The organism is Lysinibacillus sp. FJAT-14745, assembly GCF_001275675.1.
In the GTDB taxonomy this organism is placed as follows: Bacteria; Bacillota; Bacilli; order Bacillales_A; family Planococcaceae; genus Lysinibacillus.
The window spans coordinates 56,057-75,069 of sequence record NZ_LITM01000015.1; the positions used below are offsets into that span (position 1 = coordinate 56,057).

Sequence of the window (19,013 nt, forward strand, 5' to 3'; positions counted from 1 at the left end):
CGCTTTCGCACAGAGTAAAGCTTCCTGAGGGTGTCCAGTCTTCACTCCAATCAACCGGCTCCTACAAGAAAAAGCCATAACAACTTTCGATGAACATTTATGTATATTAATTAATGATTTTCAGGCGTGTTGATTAGGAAAAAATAAGTTTATTATTGAGCGTTAAAAGGATTTTTCCGTTACCGATTTGCCAATATATTTCCATTTTAACTGATTGTAGCGTAGGGCTACTCGACTCCCGCGGGAAAGCGAGACAGACGAGACCCTGCACGGAGCGAAGCGGAGGAAGCGGCTCGACGCTCGCCCGCAGGAAAGCGAGTAGCCCGTAGCGGAAATCAGCCTCTTTGGATGTATAGAAATGGTTAATCAACACACCTGAATGATTTTTATAATAATTGGAGGAACTATTATGTCATTTTGTAAGGTAAGTAAGGCGAATATTTACTATGAAGTTATTGGGACTGGAACACCAATCGTCATGCTCCATGGATATTCGCCAGATCATAGACTAATGAAGGGATGTATGGAGCCCGTTTTTGCAGAAAGGGAGGGCTGGAAACGAATTTATATTGATCTTCCAGGAATGGGCAAGACGACAGACTATGAAAAGATCAATAACTCAGATGAAATGCTCGAGGCGGTAATAGAACTAATTCAATCCTTACTACCAAATGAACGTTATTTATTGGTAGGAGAATCTTATGGTGGCTATTTAGTGCGAGGAATCATGAGGGAGTATCATGAACAAATTTTAGGGGCTGCATTCATTTGTCCATTAATTATTCCTGATAAAGAAAGTAGAACAGTACCACCACAAAGTATTGTCTCAGTGGATAAAGAATTTTTATCGACATTAACGAAACAGGAACTTGAAGATTTTTGCTCCCATCTAGTTGTTTTAGATGAATATAATTGTCAGCGATACACGAATGAGGTGTTAGAAGGACTAGAAAGCGCAGATGTGGAATTTTTAGAAAAAATCCAAAAAAGCTATAGTTTTTCTTTTCCTGTAGATGAGATTTCATTTGATAAACCTTGCTTATTTTTGTTAGGTAAACAGGATTCCGTGGTTGGCTATAAGGACGCTTTTGCCATTTTAGATAAATACCCAAGAGCAGCCTTCACAATTTTAGATAAGGCTGGGCATAACTTGCAAATTGAACAAGCGAATTTGTTTACGAGTCTTATGAGTGAATGGGTGGATCGAATAGAGGAATTTATGCATTCGAATAACTGAAGTTAAAGCCTTAGGACGCAATTATGCCGAGGCATAATTGATTCAAAAATACTCCGCATAAACCCATTCTGGGGCAAATAAAAAGAATCCGTTTTGAAAAAAGATTGATCAAAATGGATTCTTTTCTTATGAACTTGTATCCACATTTTATAAAATCCTATGCTCTTCGGCAATCACGCACCATTACGGAAGAGCATAAACATCTTTAACTTGAACGAAGAATAATAATTCTTCGGACAAAAGCAAGACGTTGCAACCACCTGTTGCAAGTATTTGCTACTCTGAGGTTACATTATTCTACCTTACGATTCTTACAAATATTTATAAGCTATAGTAAAAATAAAATTAAGGAGTTGAAATCATGGAGTTCTATAAAAAGCTAAAAGAAGAACGCTTAAAACATAACTTATCACAAGAAGAATTAGCGATTAAATTAAACATAAGCAGACAATCGGTTTCTAAATGGGAGCTTGAAAAAGGCTATCCAAATATTGAAACACTTATTACATTAAGTGACTTATTCAACATTAGCATTGATGAATTAATTAAAGGAGATAATTTCTTGAGAAATAAAATCATCAAAGAAGGAAAAATGGGGGAATTAAAAATGACAGATCGATTCAAATGGCTGTATGTATTTAGTTCTATTTTAGTAGTATTTTGGCTTTTTGTACTTCCCTGGTCCAATCTATCAGGTCTAACATTAAGCATAATTAATCTCATAGCTGTTATTTACTTTGTAATTGTCGTTAATTACATCAAAAATAACAAGAAAAAATTTTTTAATTAAAGACGACAGCGATCGGATAGCTCAACACTATCTGATTGCTGTTTTTTTGTATTTAAAAGTCATTCTATGATGCTGCGTCGTGCAGAGATGGATTCTTGCGACTGCCGTTACGCTTCGCTTCACTTTCGTCGCAGAAAAAGTAGCTCCCTTATTAGGGCAGCTACTAAAAGATTTTTGTCGCTGTCGTTGCAGAAAAATGAGCTCCCCTATTAGGGCAGCTCATTAAAAGATTTTGCAGCTGCCGTTCCGCTAACGCTTCACTTTCGCTGCAGAGATAGTTGGCTCAGTAAACTGACCCAACTATCTTGTAACTAATTTGTAACTGCAGTTTTATATAGTGGATATAGCAACGAAAGCGCTTTCTTTTTAGCTTATTATGAAAGGGGTTTTGGGATGAAGAAGCATTGGTTATTTGTGCTTTTATTGATGCTGACGATGTTGATGGTGGCTTGTAATTCAGAGGGGACGAAGGATAGTTCAACTGGTGGTAAGGCTTCGGAGGATGATACAAAGGGGACGGCTAAGGAAGGGGGCACTATTAAAATCGGTGTACTTGCGTCATTGACGGGTGCTCTTGAGTCGTATGGGAAACAAACACAGCATGGCTTTGAATTAGGGATTGATTATGCTACAGGCGGTACGATGGAGGTTAATGGTAAGAAAATAGAAATTGTCTATGAAGATACAGAAACAAAGCCTGAGGTGGCGGTACAAAAAGCGACAAAGCTATTAGAAGATGACAAGGTTGATTTCTTAGTAGGTTCCTCTAGCTCAGGTGATACGCTCGCTGTACTACCACTTGCGGAAGAATATCAAAAGATTATGGTGGTGGAGCCTGCGGTAGCGGATAGTATTACGGGCTCAGAATTTAATAAATATATTTTCCGTACAGGACGAAATTCTTCTCAGGATGCTTATGCAGCAGCGGCAGCGATTGCAGGGAAGGGTGTTAAGATCGCAACGTTTGCGCCGGACTATTCTTTTGGCTTGGACGGGGTGAAGGCGTTTAAGACAGCTGCGGAAAAGTTAGGCGCAGAAATTGTTTTAGAGGAATATGCAGATCCAGCGGCAACTGATTTTACGTCCAATTTGCAAAAAGTAATTGCTGCAAAACCAGATTATTTATTTGTTGTTTGGGCTGGTGCAAACTCACCTTGGAATCAAATTGCAGATTTAAAACTTCAAGAAAAGGGCATTAAAATTTCAACGGGTGCACCAGATATTATTGCATTGAAATTTATGAATCCGTTAATTGGTATGGAAGGGTTCTCTGTTTATTATCATACGTTACCACAAAATGATGTGAATAAATGGTTAGTTGAAGAACATCAAAAACGCTTCAATGAAGTTCCGGATTTATTTACGCCAGGAGGCATGTCTGCTGCCATCTCAATAGTAGATGCGCTGAAAAAATCAGAGGGTGATACAGATGCGGAAAAACTTATCGGTATTATGGAAGGGATGTCATTTGAAACGCCAAAAGGTAAGATGACTTTCCGAAAAGAAGACCATCAAGCATTACAGTCGATGTATTCTATCCGTTTAGAAAAACAAGAGGGTGTAGATTATCCAGTACCAGTGCTAATTCGTGAGTTGAGCCCTGAAGAAACAGCGCCTCCGATCATGAAAAAGTAAAATTACGAGACAGATATTATTCTGTCTCTCTTCACCCACTTTCAAATGAGAATGGGTGAAGAGATATAGAAGTACTAGAAAGGAGAATACGATGGAACCCATTTTACGAACAGAAAACTTAACGATTCGTTTTGGCGGACACACAGCTGTCGACCATGTGAATTTTAATATGCCGGAAAAGCATTTGAAATCAATTATTGGACCAAATGGAGCTGGCAAAACAACCTTCTTTAATTTGCTTAGTGGAGAATTAAAGCCGACTGCCGGGGATGTCTATTTTAAGGGACAATCGCTTGCGCAAAAATCAGCTATTGAAAGAACGCGAATGGGGCTAGGGCGCTCTTTTCAAATTACGAATGTTTTCCCAAACTTAACTGTTTTAGAAAATGTCCGTTTGGCTGTGCAATCCAAGGAGAAAGTTCGTTACCAATTATTTCGCCATTATAAAAGCTACAAGGCGATTACCGAAAAAGCAGAGGAGCTATTAACGCTTGTCTTGCTTGACAATAAAAGAGATGCCCTGACGACAATGCTATCCCATGGGGAAAAGAGAAAGCTTGAGATTGCTATGCTGTTAGCACTTGATACGGAAGTTCTTTTGCTCGATGAACCAACGGCTGGTATGTCCTTAGAGGAGGTACCAACGATTTTGGAAGTTATTCGTGCCATTAAAAATCAAGGCGATAAAACCATTCTGCTTATTGAGCACAAGATGGATATGATTCTAGATTTGTCGGACTCGATTATGGTGCTATTTAATGGCCAGCTTCTTGCGGATGGAACACCAGGGGACATCATGAAAAATGAAACCGTACAAAATGCATATTTAGGAGGTCTGTACGATGAACACCTTACTGAAATTAAATGATGTCCACACATATATCGGTCAATATCATATTTTGCAGGGGGTTAATTTTGAGGCTATGGAAGGGCAAGTAAGTGTATTGCTTGGCAGAAATGGAGCAGGCAAAACGACCACTTTAAAAACGATTATGGGCTTAACGCCTGCTTCAAAGGGTGATGTGGAATTTCGCACACATTCTATTAAAAAAAGCCCTACCTATAAAGTTGCGAAATTAGGAATAGGCTATGTACCTGAAAATCAAGGGATTTTTGCAGATTTAACTGTAGAGGAAAATATGAAAGTAGCTATGCGTAAAGAAGATACAGCTACTTTCGAGCGACAAAATTATGTGCTGGAGCTGTTTCCTGATTTAAAGAAATTTTGGAAGAAGGCGGGTGGACATCTTTCAGGTGGTCAAAAACAAATGCTGTCCATGGCACGGGCATTTATCAATGATAGTAAGTTAATGTTGATTGATGAGCCTTCGAAAGGACTGGCGCCCATAGTGGTAGAGAAAGTGATGGAGGCCATCGTTGAAATGAAAAAGCAAACGTCCATCATTCTTGTTGAGCAAAACTTTATGATGGCGAGCCGAATTGGTGATACGTATACGTTGATTGATGATGGCAGAACCGTTCACTCGGGCAATATGCAGGATCTTATCCATCATGAAGAACTAAAAAGAAAATATCTTGGAATCGGATAAAGGTGGTGTACTTTATTGGAGCTATTCGTCAATTTAGTCATTAATGGCCTGGCAACTGGTATGTTAATTTTTTTACTGGCGGCAGGACTGACGTTAATTTTTGGATTAATGGATGTTTTGAACTTTGCTCATGGTGGTTTATTTGTGTGGGGGGCTTATGCAGGAATCTTTACGTATATGTATACAGAGAGCTTTCTAATTGGCGTTGTAGGTGCCGTCGTAACTGGAGCTTTATTAGGACTTATTACTGAAAAATTAATTATCACACCTGTGTACGGCAATCATATTCAGCAAATTTTAATAACATTAGGGCTGATGCTTGTGCTACAGGAATTGATTAAAGTTGTGTTTGGTCCAAATGGTGTGGCAGTGAAAACGCCGAGCTACTTAACAGGCAGCTGGGAAATTGGAGACGTTATTATCATTAAATATCGATTATTTATTATTGTAGTAGGTTTTATCATTTTCGGTATTTTCCAATACATGTTAAAGAAAACGAAGATTGGTCTCATCGTTCGGGCTGGTGTCCAGGATAAAGAAATGGCACAGGCACTTGGCATTCATATAAAGCGAGTATTTTTATATGTCTTTATGGTTGGTGCGGCACTAGCAGCACTTAGTGGCATGTTAATGGCTCCGTATTCAGGTGTCATCTATGCGGAAATGGGCATGGAGTATGCGATCTTAGGTTTTATCGTTGTCGTAATCGGAGGAATGGGCAGTTTTTCAGGCTCGCTATTGGCAGCCATATTAGTCGGTTTAGCAGGTAGCTTTATGGCTTATTATGTGCCAGTGCTATCGCTTGCGGTCAATATGATTTTAATGGCCATTGTTTTAATTTTCCGTCCACAAGGATTATTTGCAATGCGAAAGGAGAGATCAACATGAAAATGAGGCTTTCATTGCAGCATCTGTGCTTTTTCCTCATGTTAGCTATTTTAGTGCTTCTCCCTTTCGTCAATGATTCAAGGACGCTCATTATTTTATTAACGCAAATCTTTATTTTCGGTATTTTAGCGATGAGCTATGACATTCTCCTTGGCTACACAGGCATTGTGTCGTTCGGGCATGCGATGTTTTTCGGTATAGGTGCCTACACAACGGCTGTCATGCTGAAACAAATGGAGCCAACACTTTCAACATTTTTAATATCGATCGTAGTCGGCATGTTGCTAGCAGGGTTCATTAGCTTCTTAGTAGGATTACTGACACTTCGATTAAAAAATCATTTTTTTGCGATGCTGACATTATCTTTTTCGGGACTATTTCTAGTAGTGGCAGAAAAATGGCGTTCTGTTACATATGGAAATGATGGCTTTACGTTTAAAGCACCCGAAATATTTAAAGATCGAATGACATTTTATTTCTTCGTGCTAACATGCTTAGTCGTTATTTTTATTGCCCTATATCGCTTCGTTAACTCGCCAACTGGTCGGATTTTAATTGCCGTTCGGGAAAATGAACAACGAACAAAATCATTAGGCTATAACACTTTGTACTATAAAGTGATTGCATCCGTTGTCGCAGGAACCGTTGCAAGCTTAGCAGGCTCCTTATATGCTGTGTCACTACGTTTTGTCAATACGAGTGTGATGACAATGGACATTACGTTAGATGCATTATTAATGACGATTATTGGCGGTGTTGGCACATTAGTTGGCCCATTACTAGGATCTGCTGTTATTGAATATGCACAGCATGCACTTTCAGGGTTAGCTCGTGATTATCCAATATTTGAACGTTGGATTATCTTCTTTGGGATTCTTTATATTTTAGCTGTTATCTTTTTCCCAAAAGGAATTATTGGATCACTGCGCATGATGTTTTGGAAATGGCGATTAAAGCACAAAGAGAAAAACCAATCATCGGTTGCCCTGTCGCAGGAAAAGGAGCGATTTGAATGACTGTAGGCATTGTGAGTACAGGAATCTATATTCCACAAACAAAAATGACATCTAAAGAAATTGCGGTGCTTTCCAATATTCCAGAGGATATTATTCGACAAAAAATGGGCATCTATGAAAAGCCTATTCCCGGTGAGCATGATCATACGGTTCAAATGGGTATATGGGCAGCACAGGATGCTATACGCAAGGCAAATATCGACCCGAAGGACATTGATGTTGTGATTTATATGGGAGAGGAGCATAAGGAGTATCCGTTATGGACGGCCTCTATAAAAATGCAGGAGGAGCTAGGGGCCGTAAATGCTTGGGCATTCGATGTGCAGTTAAGATGTGGCACGACCATTATGGCACTAAAACTAGCGAAAAGCTTAATGGCGTCAGATGATTCCATTCATACTGTACTCCTAGCTGGTGGCTATCGAAATGTTGATTTAATCGATTACAGCAATCCTCGCACACGTTTTATGTACAATTTAGCAGCTGGTGGTGGCGCTATCCTTTTGCAAAAAAACTATGATAAAAATCATTTGTTAGAGGCGGATATTTTGACGGATGGCTCGTTCTCAGAGGATGTAGTCGTGCCTGTAGGCGGTACAAAAAAACCTTTAACTCCTGCTGATTTAGAAAACAATTTGTATCAGCTCGATGTGATAGATCCGATTGGGATGAAGGAGCGTTTAGAGCAAAAATCTTTAAGCAATTTTTTGAAGGTCATTCGAACATCTTTGGCGAAAAGTGGATTTAGTGAGGGGGATATTGGTTATTTAGCGATGCTGCACATGAAAAAATCTGCTCATGATTATATTTTAACTGAACTCGGGTTAGAGCAGGAGCAATCCATATACTTACGAGAGTATGGTCATATTGGACAGATTGACCAAATAGTATCATTGCAGCTGGCGTTAGATCAAGGTCGTATCAACGATGGAGACATCATCACACTTGTTAGTGCAGGTATTGGCTATGTCTGGGGAGCTATTACGATTCGATGGGGATAAGGGGGAAGTGCGATGTTAAAAACTGTTCAGTTATCAAATGGAGAAACGATTGCTTATCGTAAACGTCAAGGGGGAGAGCGTGTTTTATTACTTATTCATGGCAATATGACGTCCTCCAAGCATTGGGACATTCTAATCGATGCGTTGGATGAAAAATATACAATTTATGCGATGGATTTACGAGGCTTTGGTGGTTCATCTTATCATAAACCAATTGCCGCGATTAAAGATTTTAGCGATGATGTGAAGCTTTTTGTGGACGCCATTCAATTAAAACAGTTTGACATGATTGGCTGGTCAACGGGCGGAGCAGTATGTATGCAGTTTGTCGCTATGTATCCAGGCTATTGTCAGCAGCTTATTTTACTAGCCTCGGCATCTACGAGAGGCTATCCATTTTACACGGATTTAGGTACGGGCAATCAAGCAGCATTAAAAAGGGCTTTTACCTATGAAGAGGTACTCGTCGATACATCTAAAACAAAATTAGTACAAGGCTTCTATGATTCGAAAAATGTGCAAGGCTTACAGTCGGTCTGGAACGCACTTATATACACTCATAATCAGCCTAGCCCAGAACACTATCAGACATATGTTGAGGATATGCTGACACAAAGAAATCTCGCTGAAGTTTATCATGCATTGAATGTCTTTAATATAAGTGCTGTTGACAATGAGGTCGCCAAAGGCACTCATGAGGTACAACAGATTACCATTCCAGTTTTAGTGTTAAGAGGGGATCGTGATTACGTTATAACAGAAGGAATGAATGACGAAACAATGCTCGATTTAGGTGCTAATGCACAATTCGTCAGCTTAAAAGACTGCGGTCACTCTCCATTAATAGATGATTTACCACAGCTGATATCTGAAATTGAAGCGTTTTTAGAAATTGGAGGAAAAAAGTATGCGTTTAAACAATAAAATTGCCATTATTACAGGAGCTGCGAATGGGATTGGCTATGCTGCTGCTGAACGATTTATTGAAGAGGGTGCATTCGTTGTCATTGCTGATTTTAATGAGGATGCTGGTGTTTTAGCTGCCCAACATTTAGGGGATCAAGCATTATTTGTGCAAGTAGACGTTGCAGATAGAGAGAGCGTCAAGAACTTAGTGGCAACTGTCATAGAGCAAATGGGCCGAGTTGATATATTAGTGAACAATGCAGGTATTACACGTGACGCGATGCTAACAAAAATGACGGAAGATCAGTTTCACCAAGTGCTTGATGTGAATTTGACTGGCGTTTTTCATTGTACACAAGAAGTAATTCCACATATGGTTGCTGCCGGCGGGGGCAAAATTATAAATACATCTTCTGTTAGTGGTGTCTATGGCAATGTTGGTCAAACGAATTACGCTGCCACAAAGGCGGCTATTATCGGTATGACCAAAACATGGGCGAAGGAATTGGGGCGCAAAGGTATCAACGTGAATGCAGTGGCCCCTGGCTTTACAGAAACAGATATGGTGAAAAAAATGCCAGAAAATGTGCTAGCACAAATGCGCTCCATCGTGCCACTGCAAAGATTAGGAACACCAAGAGATATTGCCAATGCCTATTTATTTTTAGCATCTGATGAGGCTTCCTATGTCCACGGTCACACGCTTCATGTGGATGGAGCAATTATGATGTGATAAGGAGGCTTTCAAGATGTTTGTAGAGCAATCCTGGATTTTAAAACGTGCATCGCTAACACCGAAACGTCTAGCATTGGTGAACCTAGAAACTAAGGAGCAATGGACTTATCAGCAGTTAACAGAGGAAATTACAAAATGGAGTCATTTTTTTGAGCGCCAAAACTTGCAGACAGGGAGTCGTGTGGCAGTATTTGCGAAAAATCACATCCAGCTTTTTGCAGTTTTATTCGCTTGTGGATTAAGAGGCCTTATCTATGTGCCATTAAATTGGCGTATGAGTACGAAGGAATTAAATGATATTTTGATAGATGCTACGCCTTCTTTACTACTTTACGATGAAGAAATGAATTGCCCTTTATCTTTCGAAAACATGTATTCTCTTCGTTTAGCTAATGAAGAAGCAGTTCTTAGCCTTCGAGAGGTAGACCTTAATGACCCTTGGCTAATGATTTATACAGGGGGCACAACGGGCAAGCCAAAAGGTGTTGTACTATCCTTTAATTCTGTAAATTGGAATGCCATTAATACAATTATTAGCTGGGGCTTGAGTGATAGTGATTGTACGTTAAATTATATGCCGTTGTTTCATACAGGAGGTTTGAATGCCTTATGTATACCACTGCTAATGGCTGGCGGTACAGTTGTTATTGGAGATAAGTTTGAGGCAGAAAACGCTCTTAAAGCGATTAATCAGTACAAGACAACGATTTCGCTTTTTGTGCCAACCATGTATCAAGCGATGATTGCGACGGATTACTTTCAGAAGAGTAGCTTCCCTTCAATGAAAGTTTTTTTATCAGGGGGGGCACCATGCCCGTATCCAATCTATGACGCATTTTTTAAGAAGGGACTATTTTTTAAAGAGGGCTATGGTTTAACAGAAGCGGGGCCCAATAATTTTTATATTTCTCGAGAGGCAGCCTATTTGAAAAAAGGTGCCGTGGGGAAGAGCATGCAATTCAATGAAGCTAAAATTATCAATAGTGCAGGACAAAGCTGTGCGCCAAACGAAGTGGGAGAGCTATTGGTGAAAGGAAAGCATATGTTTCGCTTTTACTGGAATAATCAGCAGGAGACTGAAAAAATCATGCATGATGGGTGGTTAAAAACCGGCGATTTAGCACTGATGGATGAGGATGGTGACTTTTATATTGTCGGTCGCAGCAAGGAGATGATTATTTCTGGTGGTGAAAATGTTTACCCTCAGGAAGTAGAGCAATGTATTTTGCGCCATCAGCTAGTGCAAGAGGTTGCGGTGATTGGAGTGGCGGATGACTATTGGGGAGAAATCGTGACAGCCTTTATCGTTTGTCAGGATAAGGAAGATACTATAGTAGACGAAATCAAAGAAATCTGTAGCAAGCATCTAGGTCGCTACAAAATCCCAAAAAAGATTATGTTCATCGATGAATTGCCAAAAACAAGTGTCGGAAAGATTGATAAAAAAGCATTACAAATGAATGCGAAAGCTGCGAATTAAGCCATTTCACCTTTGGAAAATGGTAGCGGCCGCCTTTGCTCGCTACAGAAAACGAAGAAAAAACGCTTGGAGATCCAGGCGTTTTTGGTTTTATAAATGAAATGCTTCTTTGATGCTCAAAGCAACTTCTTCTGCACTCAAGTGTGTGTTGTTGATCTTAAGATAATTTGCATATTTTAATTCGCCCTCTAAGGAATTTAATCTGTATTTTTCCATCGAGTTTTTTAAGTCTTTTTCAGACCATTCAAGATCTCTTTTTGAAGGTTTATGCTCAAGTCGATTACCACTTTTATTGCGTTCCAGTCTTTCTGCTACATCAGCTTCAAGCTCTACAAAGAAGACAGTACCTCCTCTTGATTCAAAAAGTTTAGCGAGATCGTCCACATAATCCCAATCCTCCTGCATATTAAAAGCCCAGACATAAGTGAAAATTAAACCATACAAATTACTTTTCGATACCTCTTCAAATATTTCTTGACGAAACAAATTCACTAATCTTTTTCCTTCAGTCGTACCATAACCAAAAAAATGACTAACTAAATCGATCGTCATATGGTTATGAAAAAGTTTTAACTTCTTTCAGCGGATGTCCAAACATCCGCTAAAAGAAGTTAAAGCCTCCGGCGGATGTCACGGAATCGGAAAGGAGTAACTTTGTGCATGCACAAAGCCGATTCCGGACGCAATTATGCCGAGGCATAATTGATACCCGTTATTTTAGCTAATTCCTGTCCAACTGTCATTTTCCCCACTGCTTGAGGTCCAAATATTAAAACAAGTTTCATAGTCTCTCCCCTTTTTAACAATATATTAACATAAGTTTCAAAATTCCCTGAAAAAAGAAGAATTTATCAATTCACCAGCGAGAGTTGGTGACATTTTGTTAAAACATATGTTATGTGGATATGTAGATTGGAGTGGAGACTGGACGCCCCCAGGAAAGCGTCCAGTCGGAACGGAAATCAACCTCACATTGTGAATTTACTATGTTAGCCACTGCTCCTAACAACCCATAATGATTAAACCTAGATTATTCATCAACATATACAAAATCCCACAGAAAAACTGACCTATCAGCTTTTCTGTGGGATATTCTTTTTCACCTAAAAGATGAAAAAAGAATCCATTTCTGTTAAGGTTATTGCGACTAAACAAATACCAAAGAAAGGATTCTTATGATGACTACTTTACCGCAAATCCCCTTACATTTCAATCGTTCTATCAAATTATCTAATGATGGAGGTGCGCTTTCTTCGGATACCGGTCATCTTGTCTTTCGTGAATTTGACGAAAAAATCGGCTTCTCTCAAACGATTGCCAAACATCTTCAGTTAAAAGATGAACGCACGTATTGCATTCATCAAAATGAGCAGCTGCTTCGCCAAAAAATCTACCAACTGATCGCTGGTTATCACGAAGACGATGCAGCGGACCAGTTTACACATGACCCGGTATTTACGCAAGTGCTAGGTACACCAGCACTCGCTTCTCAACCATCATTATCGCGCTTTTTTAAACGATTTGATTCACAAGCACTCGATCAACTCCAGGCGGCGAATCAAGAACTACTTGATTGTGTTCATCATACTCGACAATCGAAAGCACTTCTTTTAGATTTAGATTCGACGCATGCCGATACATACGGAAATCAAGAACAATCAGCTTACAATGCTCATTACCGAACAGTTGGTTTTCATCCACTCCTCGCCTTTGACGGGTTGACAGGTGATTTTTTGAAAGCCCAATTACGACCTGGCAATGTGTATACATCAAACAGTGTCGTAGATTTTCTACGTCCCCTGCTTGAACATTATAACGAAACATTTCCAGAAACCTCTGCACTTGTACGTGGGGACAGCGGCTTTGCGGTACCGGATCTTTACGAACTATGTGAAAAGGAATCCGTTTACTACATCATTCGTTTAAAAGCCAATCCTAAACTAAAGGCACTCGCTGAAGAACTGCACCCTACACATGAAATTCGTGATGTATCCGTGACCGAACGCTATATCGAAGAATCCATTTATCAAGCGTCTTCTTGGTCCGTACCACGAAGAATCATTATTCAATCGATTCGCCCAGCTGGTGAACTATTCTTTTCTCATGCTTTTTTTGTGACGAATCTGAGTGAAACTTTCTCGTCACAAGCCATTGTCGCATCTTATCAACAACGAGGCACGATGGAAAATTTCATTAAAGAAGCGAAGAACGGCTTTGGTTTCGATCAGATGAAAAGTCATGATTTCCTTGTCAACGAGGCACGCATGATGTTAAGTCTGCTTACCTATAATTTTACAAACTGGCTCCGTACACTGAGTTTTCCAAAGCGCTACAAGGGTATTCAAATCCAAACAATTCGTACGCGCCTCATTAAAGTGGCAAGTAAACTTGTGAAATCTGGACGCTCACTGTACTTTAAATTGTCTTCTAGCTTCGTGTATGCACACTTCTTTTGGGACGTACTGACCCGGGTGCAACACCTAGAAATCAAATAACCTTTTTTTAAAAATCGACATCGCACCAAGGGAGGAGCCTGCTCAAAAACCGAATTGTTCGACCGTTTTTTTAAATTTTTCTCCCATTAAGCTAGGGCTTCACCAAAAAACAAGGCAACTATAAAAAAAACTCATGAAAATACACAAACTTTAGAAAGCTATGAATAATTCAGGTTAAAAATGTTAATTTATTGATAATGTATTGAAACTATTTATAGAATAATGTTTAATAAACTTGACTTATATTTTATACATAATATTCCTAATAAATATGAGAAAGGAGAGATGAATTTTTGCGCACTTTTAAAATAAGTACAAAATTTAATTTGCTTTTAGTGGGAGTCATCCTATTTTTAAGCGTTATGATTGGATTTGTTTCCCATATCCAAGTGAAGCAAATTATGCTTAGCAATTTTGAGCAGAGTGTAACCCATATTTCAAAGGTCGGTTATAAGCTGCTAGAGGAACGATTTAAGGGTGATTGGGCTATTAAAAATGGGGAACTTTACAAAGGGGATACAAAAATCGTTAATCAGGAAGCCTTTGTAGATGAGGTTGGAGAAAGCATCAATGGTGGTGTAACCATTTTCCAAGGCTCAAAAGGACTTATCACCAACCTAAAGCTAAATGGAGAACGTTTAGTTGGCAAAGATGCTGATCCAAAAGTCGTTGAAAATGTAATGAATAAAGGGGAAACCTTTATAGGGGAAGCAGATGTAGTAGGAACGAAATATTTAACACTCTATTCACCCATTAAAGATGCAAATGGAGATATCATTGGGATGTGGTTTGTCGGTGAAACGATAGATGAGATGAACTCTATTATCTTTGCATTTATCGGCAAACTTCTCATTGTATTGTTCATCGGAGCTGTCATTGCTGTACTAGGTAGCTTCCTGTTCACAAGAGCATTCGTGAAACCGCTTCGAGAAATAAATATTCAACTCCATGACATTGCGGATGGAGAAGGAGATTTAACAAAACAGCTACAAATTAACTCCAAGGATGAAGCAGGTGAGCTTGCGCAATCCTTTAATAAAATGCTGACAAGCTTACAAGTATTAATGCAACAAATAGCCCAATCGTCTAAACAGGTTGATTTATCTTCTGATGGTTTAACAACTAAATCGCAACAAACGGCGGATATGACAAGACAGCTAACATCAACATTAGAAGATATAACGGATGGTTCAAAAACTACATTACATAGCACGAGTGATAGCTTAACTGCCATGCAGGAAATGGCGATTGGCATCCAACAAGTTGCTGAAACTGCTTCAACGGTTTCAGATGCTGCTGATTTAATGAGTGACGAGGCTGCTCAAGGCAATGACTCGTTAAATCGTGTATTGAATCAAATGACAATTATTAATGAATCATCTGACCATGTAGAGGCGCAAGTCCGTATATTAGGTGATCAATCACAGCAAATTGGTAATATCGTTGATGTTATTACAAGCATCGCCGATCAAACGAATTTGCTTGCCTTAAATGCAGCCATTGAAGCGGCTCGTGCTGGAGAACAAGGAAAAGGCTTTGCTGTTGTTGCAGATGAGGTTCGCAAATTAGCAGAACAATCAAAGGAATCTGCTGATCAAATAGCATCACTTATTCATTCAATACAAAATGATACAGCCAATGTTATTACGGCTATTTCTAGTAACTCGAAGGAAGCTGCAGCAGGTATGGATGTTGTAGATGATACAAAGCTAGCCTTCCACAAGATCATGCAGTCGATTAAAGGGGTTAGTACACAGGTGCACGACATTTCTGCTGTGACGGAGCAAATGTCCGCAAGTGTTGAAGAAGTGACTGCGTCCACAGAAGCAATGGCACGCATCGCAAGCAAGGCAACTGAAAATACAGAGCACGTTACGTTAACAGCGAAGGAACAATTAGCTTTCATAGACAATATGGCTTCTTCAGCGAAAGAAATGGCACAACAGGCAGACGAGCTTCAAGGCTTACTACAAAAATTCAAATATTAAGGGATCTTGAAAAAACACTTGATATCCTAACGGTTTAAGGTTCAAGAAAAGTATGGGAAAAATTACTCCTTCTTAACAAATAGACAAAACCGACTAAATGAACACTCCTGAAAAAGGAGTGTTTTTTTAGATAAATGGGATATTATGTTAAAGTGGAGTGGAGGGAATATACAATGGGAAGGAAGCTGAGATGAACAAATTATTGATTCTTGAAGCAAGTGGTCTAATTGATAAAGTTTTAATAGAAGAATATAAAAATGATTTTGATCTGTAAAGGACATACCTAAAGAGGAGGTTTGAAAATGAAGCTGAGACTTTTGTTTGGTATTTTTCTTTTAATTAGTTTGACAGCTTGTTCATCATCCAAACAAACTGATATTGCAGATGAGGTTATCTTCTATGGCGAGGGAGAACATTGGAATGTCAAGTATTTTTACAATCCTGAATTGTATGATGAAAAAAGAGTAAATTGGGTTGAAATGGAATTGAAAGATTTAGAACTATCGCAGGGGGATTTACATAATATTGACATTAAGTTTAAAGGTAGAGATGGGTTAATTACAGGGAATGTTGGAGATATGATAACAAAAATTAAAGGCAACGTTATTTCATTTTTAGTTGGTACTGTTAATGTTGAAACATATAAAGAGGATGAATATAATATCAAAATAAAATTCAAAGATAAACAAGATGTTATTAGATTGCAGTTATTGAACTAACGGGTGGCTTTAGTATATTAGCGAAATTAGTAACTCTAACAAACCCGCCCCAAAGAGATGCGGCTTTAAGACATACAGGGGCCAAGTATAAAATAAAGGATGCCTATAAGAATCTACATATGTGGATTGAAGATAATAAGTATCAAAGACTTAAAAACAAATGGCATTTAGAAATATTTCACAGCTGGGAAGATAGCGGAAATTTGGATGTAGAGCTATTAGATACCATTGAATAGGGGCGCGATATAAAGGGGAAATCTCTGTTTATCGTTATTTTAAAAAAATAGTTGTGCTAATTGATATTTATTTTTTCACAAAGGTTCCCATAATACGAACATATCAGTAAAATAGAGTAGGTTAGGGGGACTATATTTTGAAAGATCAACGCTTTAAAATTGCGCATCGAGAGGCGCTTATCGGTATTGGGCTTGTTATCGTTAACTTTGCGATTTGGTTTGGCTTTGCCTATGGATTAGGCTCTGGTGATCCAACAAGCTATACGTATGTATTCGGTTTCCCTGCATGGTTTTTCTATAGCTGTATTGCAGGGACAGGCTTTATGATTATGTTAATCTGGATCGTCTTGAAACTCTTTTTCAAAGAGGTACCATTTGACGATGAGGAGGTGGATCAATAATGCATTGGCAAGTTATTTTTCCACTGCTAGTATTTTTAGTCATCATCTTTGGTATTGGAATCTGGTCAAATAAGCATATACGCTCTTCCAATTCATTTTTACAGGAATACTTCCTTGGTGGTCGTGAAATGGGCGGTTTCATCCTTGCTATGACAATGATTGCTACGTATGGTAGTGCAAGTAGCTTTATTGGTGGTCCAGGCGTTGCTTATACGAAAGGGCTTGGCTGGGTATTACTGGCGATGGCGCAGCTTCCTGCAGGTTATTTTGTTTTAATGATTTTAGGGAAGAAATTTGCGATTATCGCAAGACGTTATCAAGCCATCACGTTAATAGACTTTTTACGAGAACGCTATAAGAGTCATGCCATTGTCATCCTATCAGCCATTAGTATCATTATCTTTTTATTTTCTGCAATGATGGCACAATGGGTAGGTGGTGCTCGTTTAATTGAATCATTAACAGGCTTAAACTACACAACTGCACTCTTTATTTTTGCGATTTCTGTACTAGTTTATGTTATTATTGGAGGCTTCCGTGCTGTTGCATTGACGGATACGGTGCAAGGCTCGATTATGGTCATTGGAACAATTATTTTACTAATTGGGACAATCATCGCTGGTGGAGGAATTGATAATATTATGGCCTCACTTGTCGCTGAGAACCCGAACCTTGTGTCTCCATTTGGAGCAGAAGGGGAATTAACGCCATTATACGTTTCTACATTTTGGATTTTGATAGGTGTTGGAGTTGTGGGACTGCCACAAATCGCAGTTCGTGCTATGAGCTATAAAGATTCTAAAAGCATGCATTTAGCCATTATTATTGGCACTATTGCCATAGGGACAATTATGTTTGGGATGCATCTAATTGGTGTTTTAGCACGTCCAGTGATACCAGGTATTGAGATTGGTGATAAAGTTATGCCGCTGCTGACGCTAAAGGTTTTGCCGCCATTTTTAGCTGGCATTGTTTTAGCAGCACCAATGGCAGCAACGATGTCCACAGTCAACGCGCTACTTATGCTTGTAAGCTCTACGGTAGTGAAGGATATTTACTTAAATTATATAAAACCAACAGCTAATGATACGGAAATTAAGCGTGCAAGCTTTATTGTCACAACAGTGATTGGTTTAGCAGTAATCGTTTTTGCACTAAATCCACCTGATTTATTAGTTTGGCTTAATTTATTCGCTTTTGGCGGACTTGAGGCAGTCTTTATTTGGACAGTCGTATTAGGTCTATATTGGAAAAAAGCCAATAAGTATGGTGCTATTGCGTCAATGATTTCAGGTATGATCCTATATATTAGCATTGACCGTTTTTATCCTTCCGTCTTTGGCATGCATACTGTGACAATCCCAATTGTCGCATCCTTATTGATATTTATTATAGTTAGCTTATTAACAAGTCATAAATTTAAAGATGAAAAGTTATTTATCTAACTAAGAAAACGCCGTAGAGATAGAAAATCTACGGCGTTTTATATTGGAGATGGATAGAACGTCCAAAATCGTGGATAGAACCTTCGAAATGATGGATAGAAAGTCCAAAGTCGTGGATAGAATCTATGGATTGATGGATAGAAAGTTCAAAGTGACGGAAAGAACCTCCGAAGCGACGGATGAAACCTTCGAAGTGACGGAAAGAATCACTGAAACGACGGAAAGAACTTGAAGTGACGGATAGACCCTCCGGAGCGAAGGAAAGAATCGCTGAAGCGACGGATGAAACCTCCGAAGTGACGGAAAGAATCACTGAAACGACGGATAGAACTTGAAGCGACGGATAGACCCTCCGGAGCGACGGATGAAACCTTCGAAGTGACGGAAAGAACCACTGAAACGACGGATAGAAATTGAAGCGACGGATAGACCCTCCAAAGCGACGGAAAGAATCGCTGAAGCGACGGATGAAACCTTCGAAGTGACGGAA

At 39.1% G+C, this 19,013-nt stretch carries 17 protein-coding genes and 1 pseudogene; 16 read left to right on the top strand and 2 right to left on the bottom strand.

Annotation, left to right across the window (positions count from 1 at the left end):
- Nucleotides 1-409 precede the first annotated feature (409 nt).
- The 11 genes from AMS59_RS20235 (at nt 410) to AMS59_RS20285 (ending at nt 11,239) form a co-directional block, all read left to right on the top strand.
- Nucleotides 410-1,237 carry an alpha/beta fold hydrolase gene (locus tag AMS59_RS20235; protein ID WP_053485524.1) on the top strand — a complete coding sequence of 276 codons (828 nt, stop codon included), beginning with the start codon at nt 410-412 and terminating at the stop codon, nt 1,235-1,237.
- A 361-nt stretch (nt 1,238-1,598) separates the two neighbouring features.
- On the top strand, nt 1,599-2,027 hold the full coding sequence (locus AMS59_RS20240) for a helix-turn-helix domain-containing protein (protein WP_053485525.1): 429 nt from the start codon (nt 1,599-1,601) through the stop codon (nt 2,025-2,027).
- Nucleotides 2,028-2,420: 393 nt separating this feature from the next.
- Nucleotides 2,421-3,662 (top strand): substrate-binding domain-containing protein, encoded by a 1,242-nt coding sequence (locus tag AMS59_RS20245; protein ID WP_053485526.1) that lies wholly within the window; start codon nt 2,421-2,423, stop codon nt 3,660-3,662.
- Between the two features lie 91 nt (nt 3,663-3,753).
- Entirely contained in the window at nt 3,754-4,530 is a 777-nt protein-coding gene (locus tag AMS59_RS20250) for an ABC transporter ATP-binding protein (RefSeq protein ID WP_053485527.1), read from the top strand.
- On the top strand, nt 4,505-5,212 hold the full coding sequence (locus AMS59_RS20255; RefSeq protein WP_053485528.1) for an ABC transporter ATP-binding protein: 708 nt from the start codon (nt 4,505-4,507) through the stop codon (nt 5,210-5,212). The genes AMS59_RS20250 and AMS59_RS20255 overlap by 26 nt, the downstream gene beginning before the upstream one ends.
- Before the next feature lie 15 nt (nt 5,213-5,227).
- Nucleotides 5,228-6,100, top strand: coding sequence for a branched-chain amino acid ABC transporter permease (locus AMS59_RS20260; protein WP_053485529.1), 873 nt, complete (start codon nt 5,228-5,230; stop codon nt 6,098-6,100).
- Nucleotides 6,097-7,116 carry a branched-chain amino acid ABC transporter permease gene (locus AMS59_RS20265; RefSeq protein ID WP_053485530.1) on the top strand — a complete coding sequence of 340 codons (1,020 nt, stop codon included), beginning with the start codon at nt 6,097-6,099 and terminating at the stop codon, nt 7,114-7,116. The genes AMS59_RS20260 and AMS59_RS20265 overlap by 4 nt, the downstream gene beginning before the upstream one ends.
- Nucleotides 7,113-8,117 (top strand): 3-oxoacyl-ACP synthase, encoded by a 1,005-nt coding sequence (locus AMS59_RS20270; protein ID WP_053485531.1) that lies wholly within the window; start codon nt 7,113-7,115, stop codon nt 8,115-8,117. The genes AMS59_RS20265 and AMS59_RS20270 overlap by 4 nt, the downstream gene beginning before the upstream one ends.
- A 12-nt stretch (nt 8,118-8,129) precedes the next feature.
- Nucleotides 8,130-9,041, top strand: coding sequence for an alpha/beta fold hydrolase (locus AMS59_RS20275; RefSeq protein WP_053485532.1), 912 nt, complete (start codon nt 8,130-8,132; stop codon nt 9,039-9,041).
- Nucleotides 9,025-9,756: a 3-oxoacyl-ACP reductase FabG gene (fabG, locus tag AMS59_RS20280; RefSeq protein WP_053485533.1), complete on the top strand. Its 732-nt coding sequence runs from the start codon at nt 9,025-9,027 to the stop codon at nt 9,754-9,756. Before AMS59_RS20275 ends, fabG begins: the two co-directional genes overlap by 17 nt.
- 16 nt (nt 9,757-9,772) lie before the next feature.
- Nucleotides 9,773-11,239 carry a class I adenylate-forming enzyme family protein gene (locus tag AMS59_RS20285; protein WP_053485534.1) on the top strand — a complete coding sequence of 489 codons (1,467 nt, stop codon included), beginning with the start codon at nt 9,773-9,775 and terminating at the stop codon, nt 11,237-11,239.
- 90 nt (nt 11,240-11,329) lie between these two features.
- Here AMS59_RS20285 and AMS59_RS20290 read toward each other — a convergent pair.
- Nucleotides 11,330-11,812: pseudogene (locus AMS59_RS20290) on the bottom strand (shikimate kinase); the annotation flags it as partial.
- 605 nt (nt 11,813-12,417) lie between these two features.
- On the opposite strand from AMS59_RS20290, the gene AMS59_RS20295 reads away from it, so the two are divergent.
- From AMS59_RS20295 to panF, 5 genes are all read left to right on the top strand, one after another.
- Nucleotides 12,418-13,734 carry an IS1380 family transposase gene (locus tag AMS59_RS20295; RefSeq protein WP_053485535.1) on the top strand — a complete coding sequence of 439 codons (1,317 nt, stop codon included), beginning with the start codon at nt 12,418-12,420 and terminating at the stop codon, nt 13,732-13,734.
- A gap of 293 nt (nt 13,735-14,027) precedes the next feature.
- Entirely contained in the window at nt 14,028-15,722 is a 1,695-nt protein-coding gene (locus tag AMS59_RS20300; RefSeq protein ID WP_053485536.1) for a methyl-accepting chemotaxis protein, read from the top strand.
- A 302-nt stretch (nt 15,723-16,024) separates the two neighbouring features.
- On the top strand, nt 16,025-16,441 hold the full coding sequence (locus AMS59_RS20305) for a hypothetical protein (RefSeq protein WP_053485537.1): 417 nt from the start codon (nt 16,025-16,027) through the stop codon (nt 16,439-16,441).
- A 373-nt stretch (nt 16,442-16,814) separates the two neighbouring features.
- Nucleotides 16,815-17,078, top strand: coding sequence for a YhdT family protein (locus tag AMS59_RS20310; protein WP_053485538.1), 264 nt, complete (start codon nt 16,815-16,817; stop codon nt 17,076-17,078).
- The gene (gene panF / locus AMS59_RS20315) at nt 17,078-18,523 is read left to right on the top strand and encodes a sodium/pantothenate symporter (protein WP_053485539.1); all 1,446 of its coding nucleotides are present in this window, start codon (nt 17,078-17,080) and stop codon (nt 18,521-18,523) included. Before AMS59_RS20310 ends, panF begins: the two co-directional genes overlap by 1 nt.
- A gap of 28 nt (nt 18,524-18,551) precedes the next feature.
- On the opposite strand, the gene AMS59_RS25980 is transcribed toward panF, so the two are convergent.
- The coding region (locus AMS59_RS25980; RefSeq protein WP_199777805.1) for a hypothetical protein at nt 18,552-19,013 on the bottom strand (462 nt) is incomplete at its 5' end.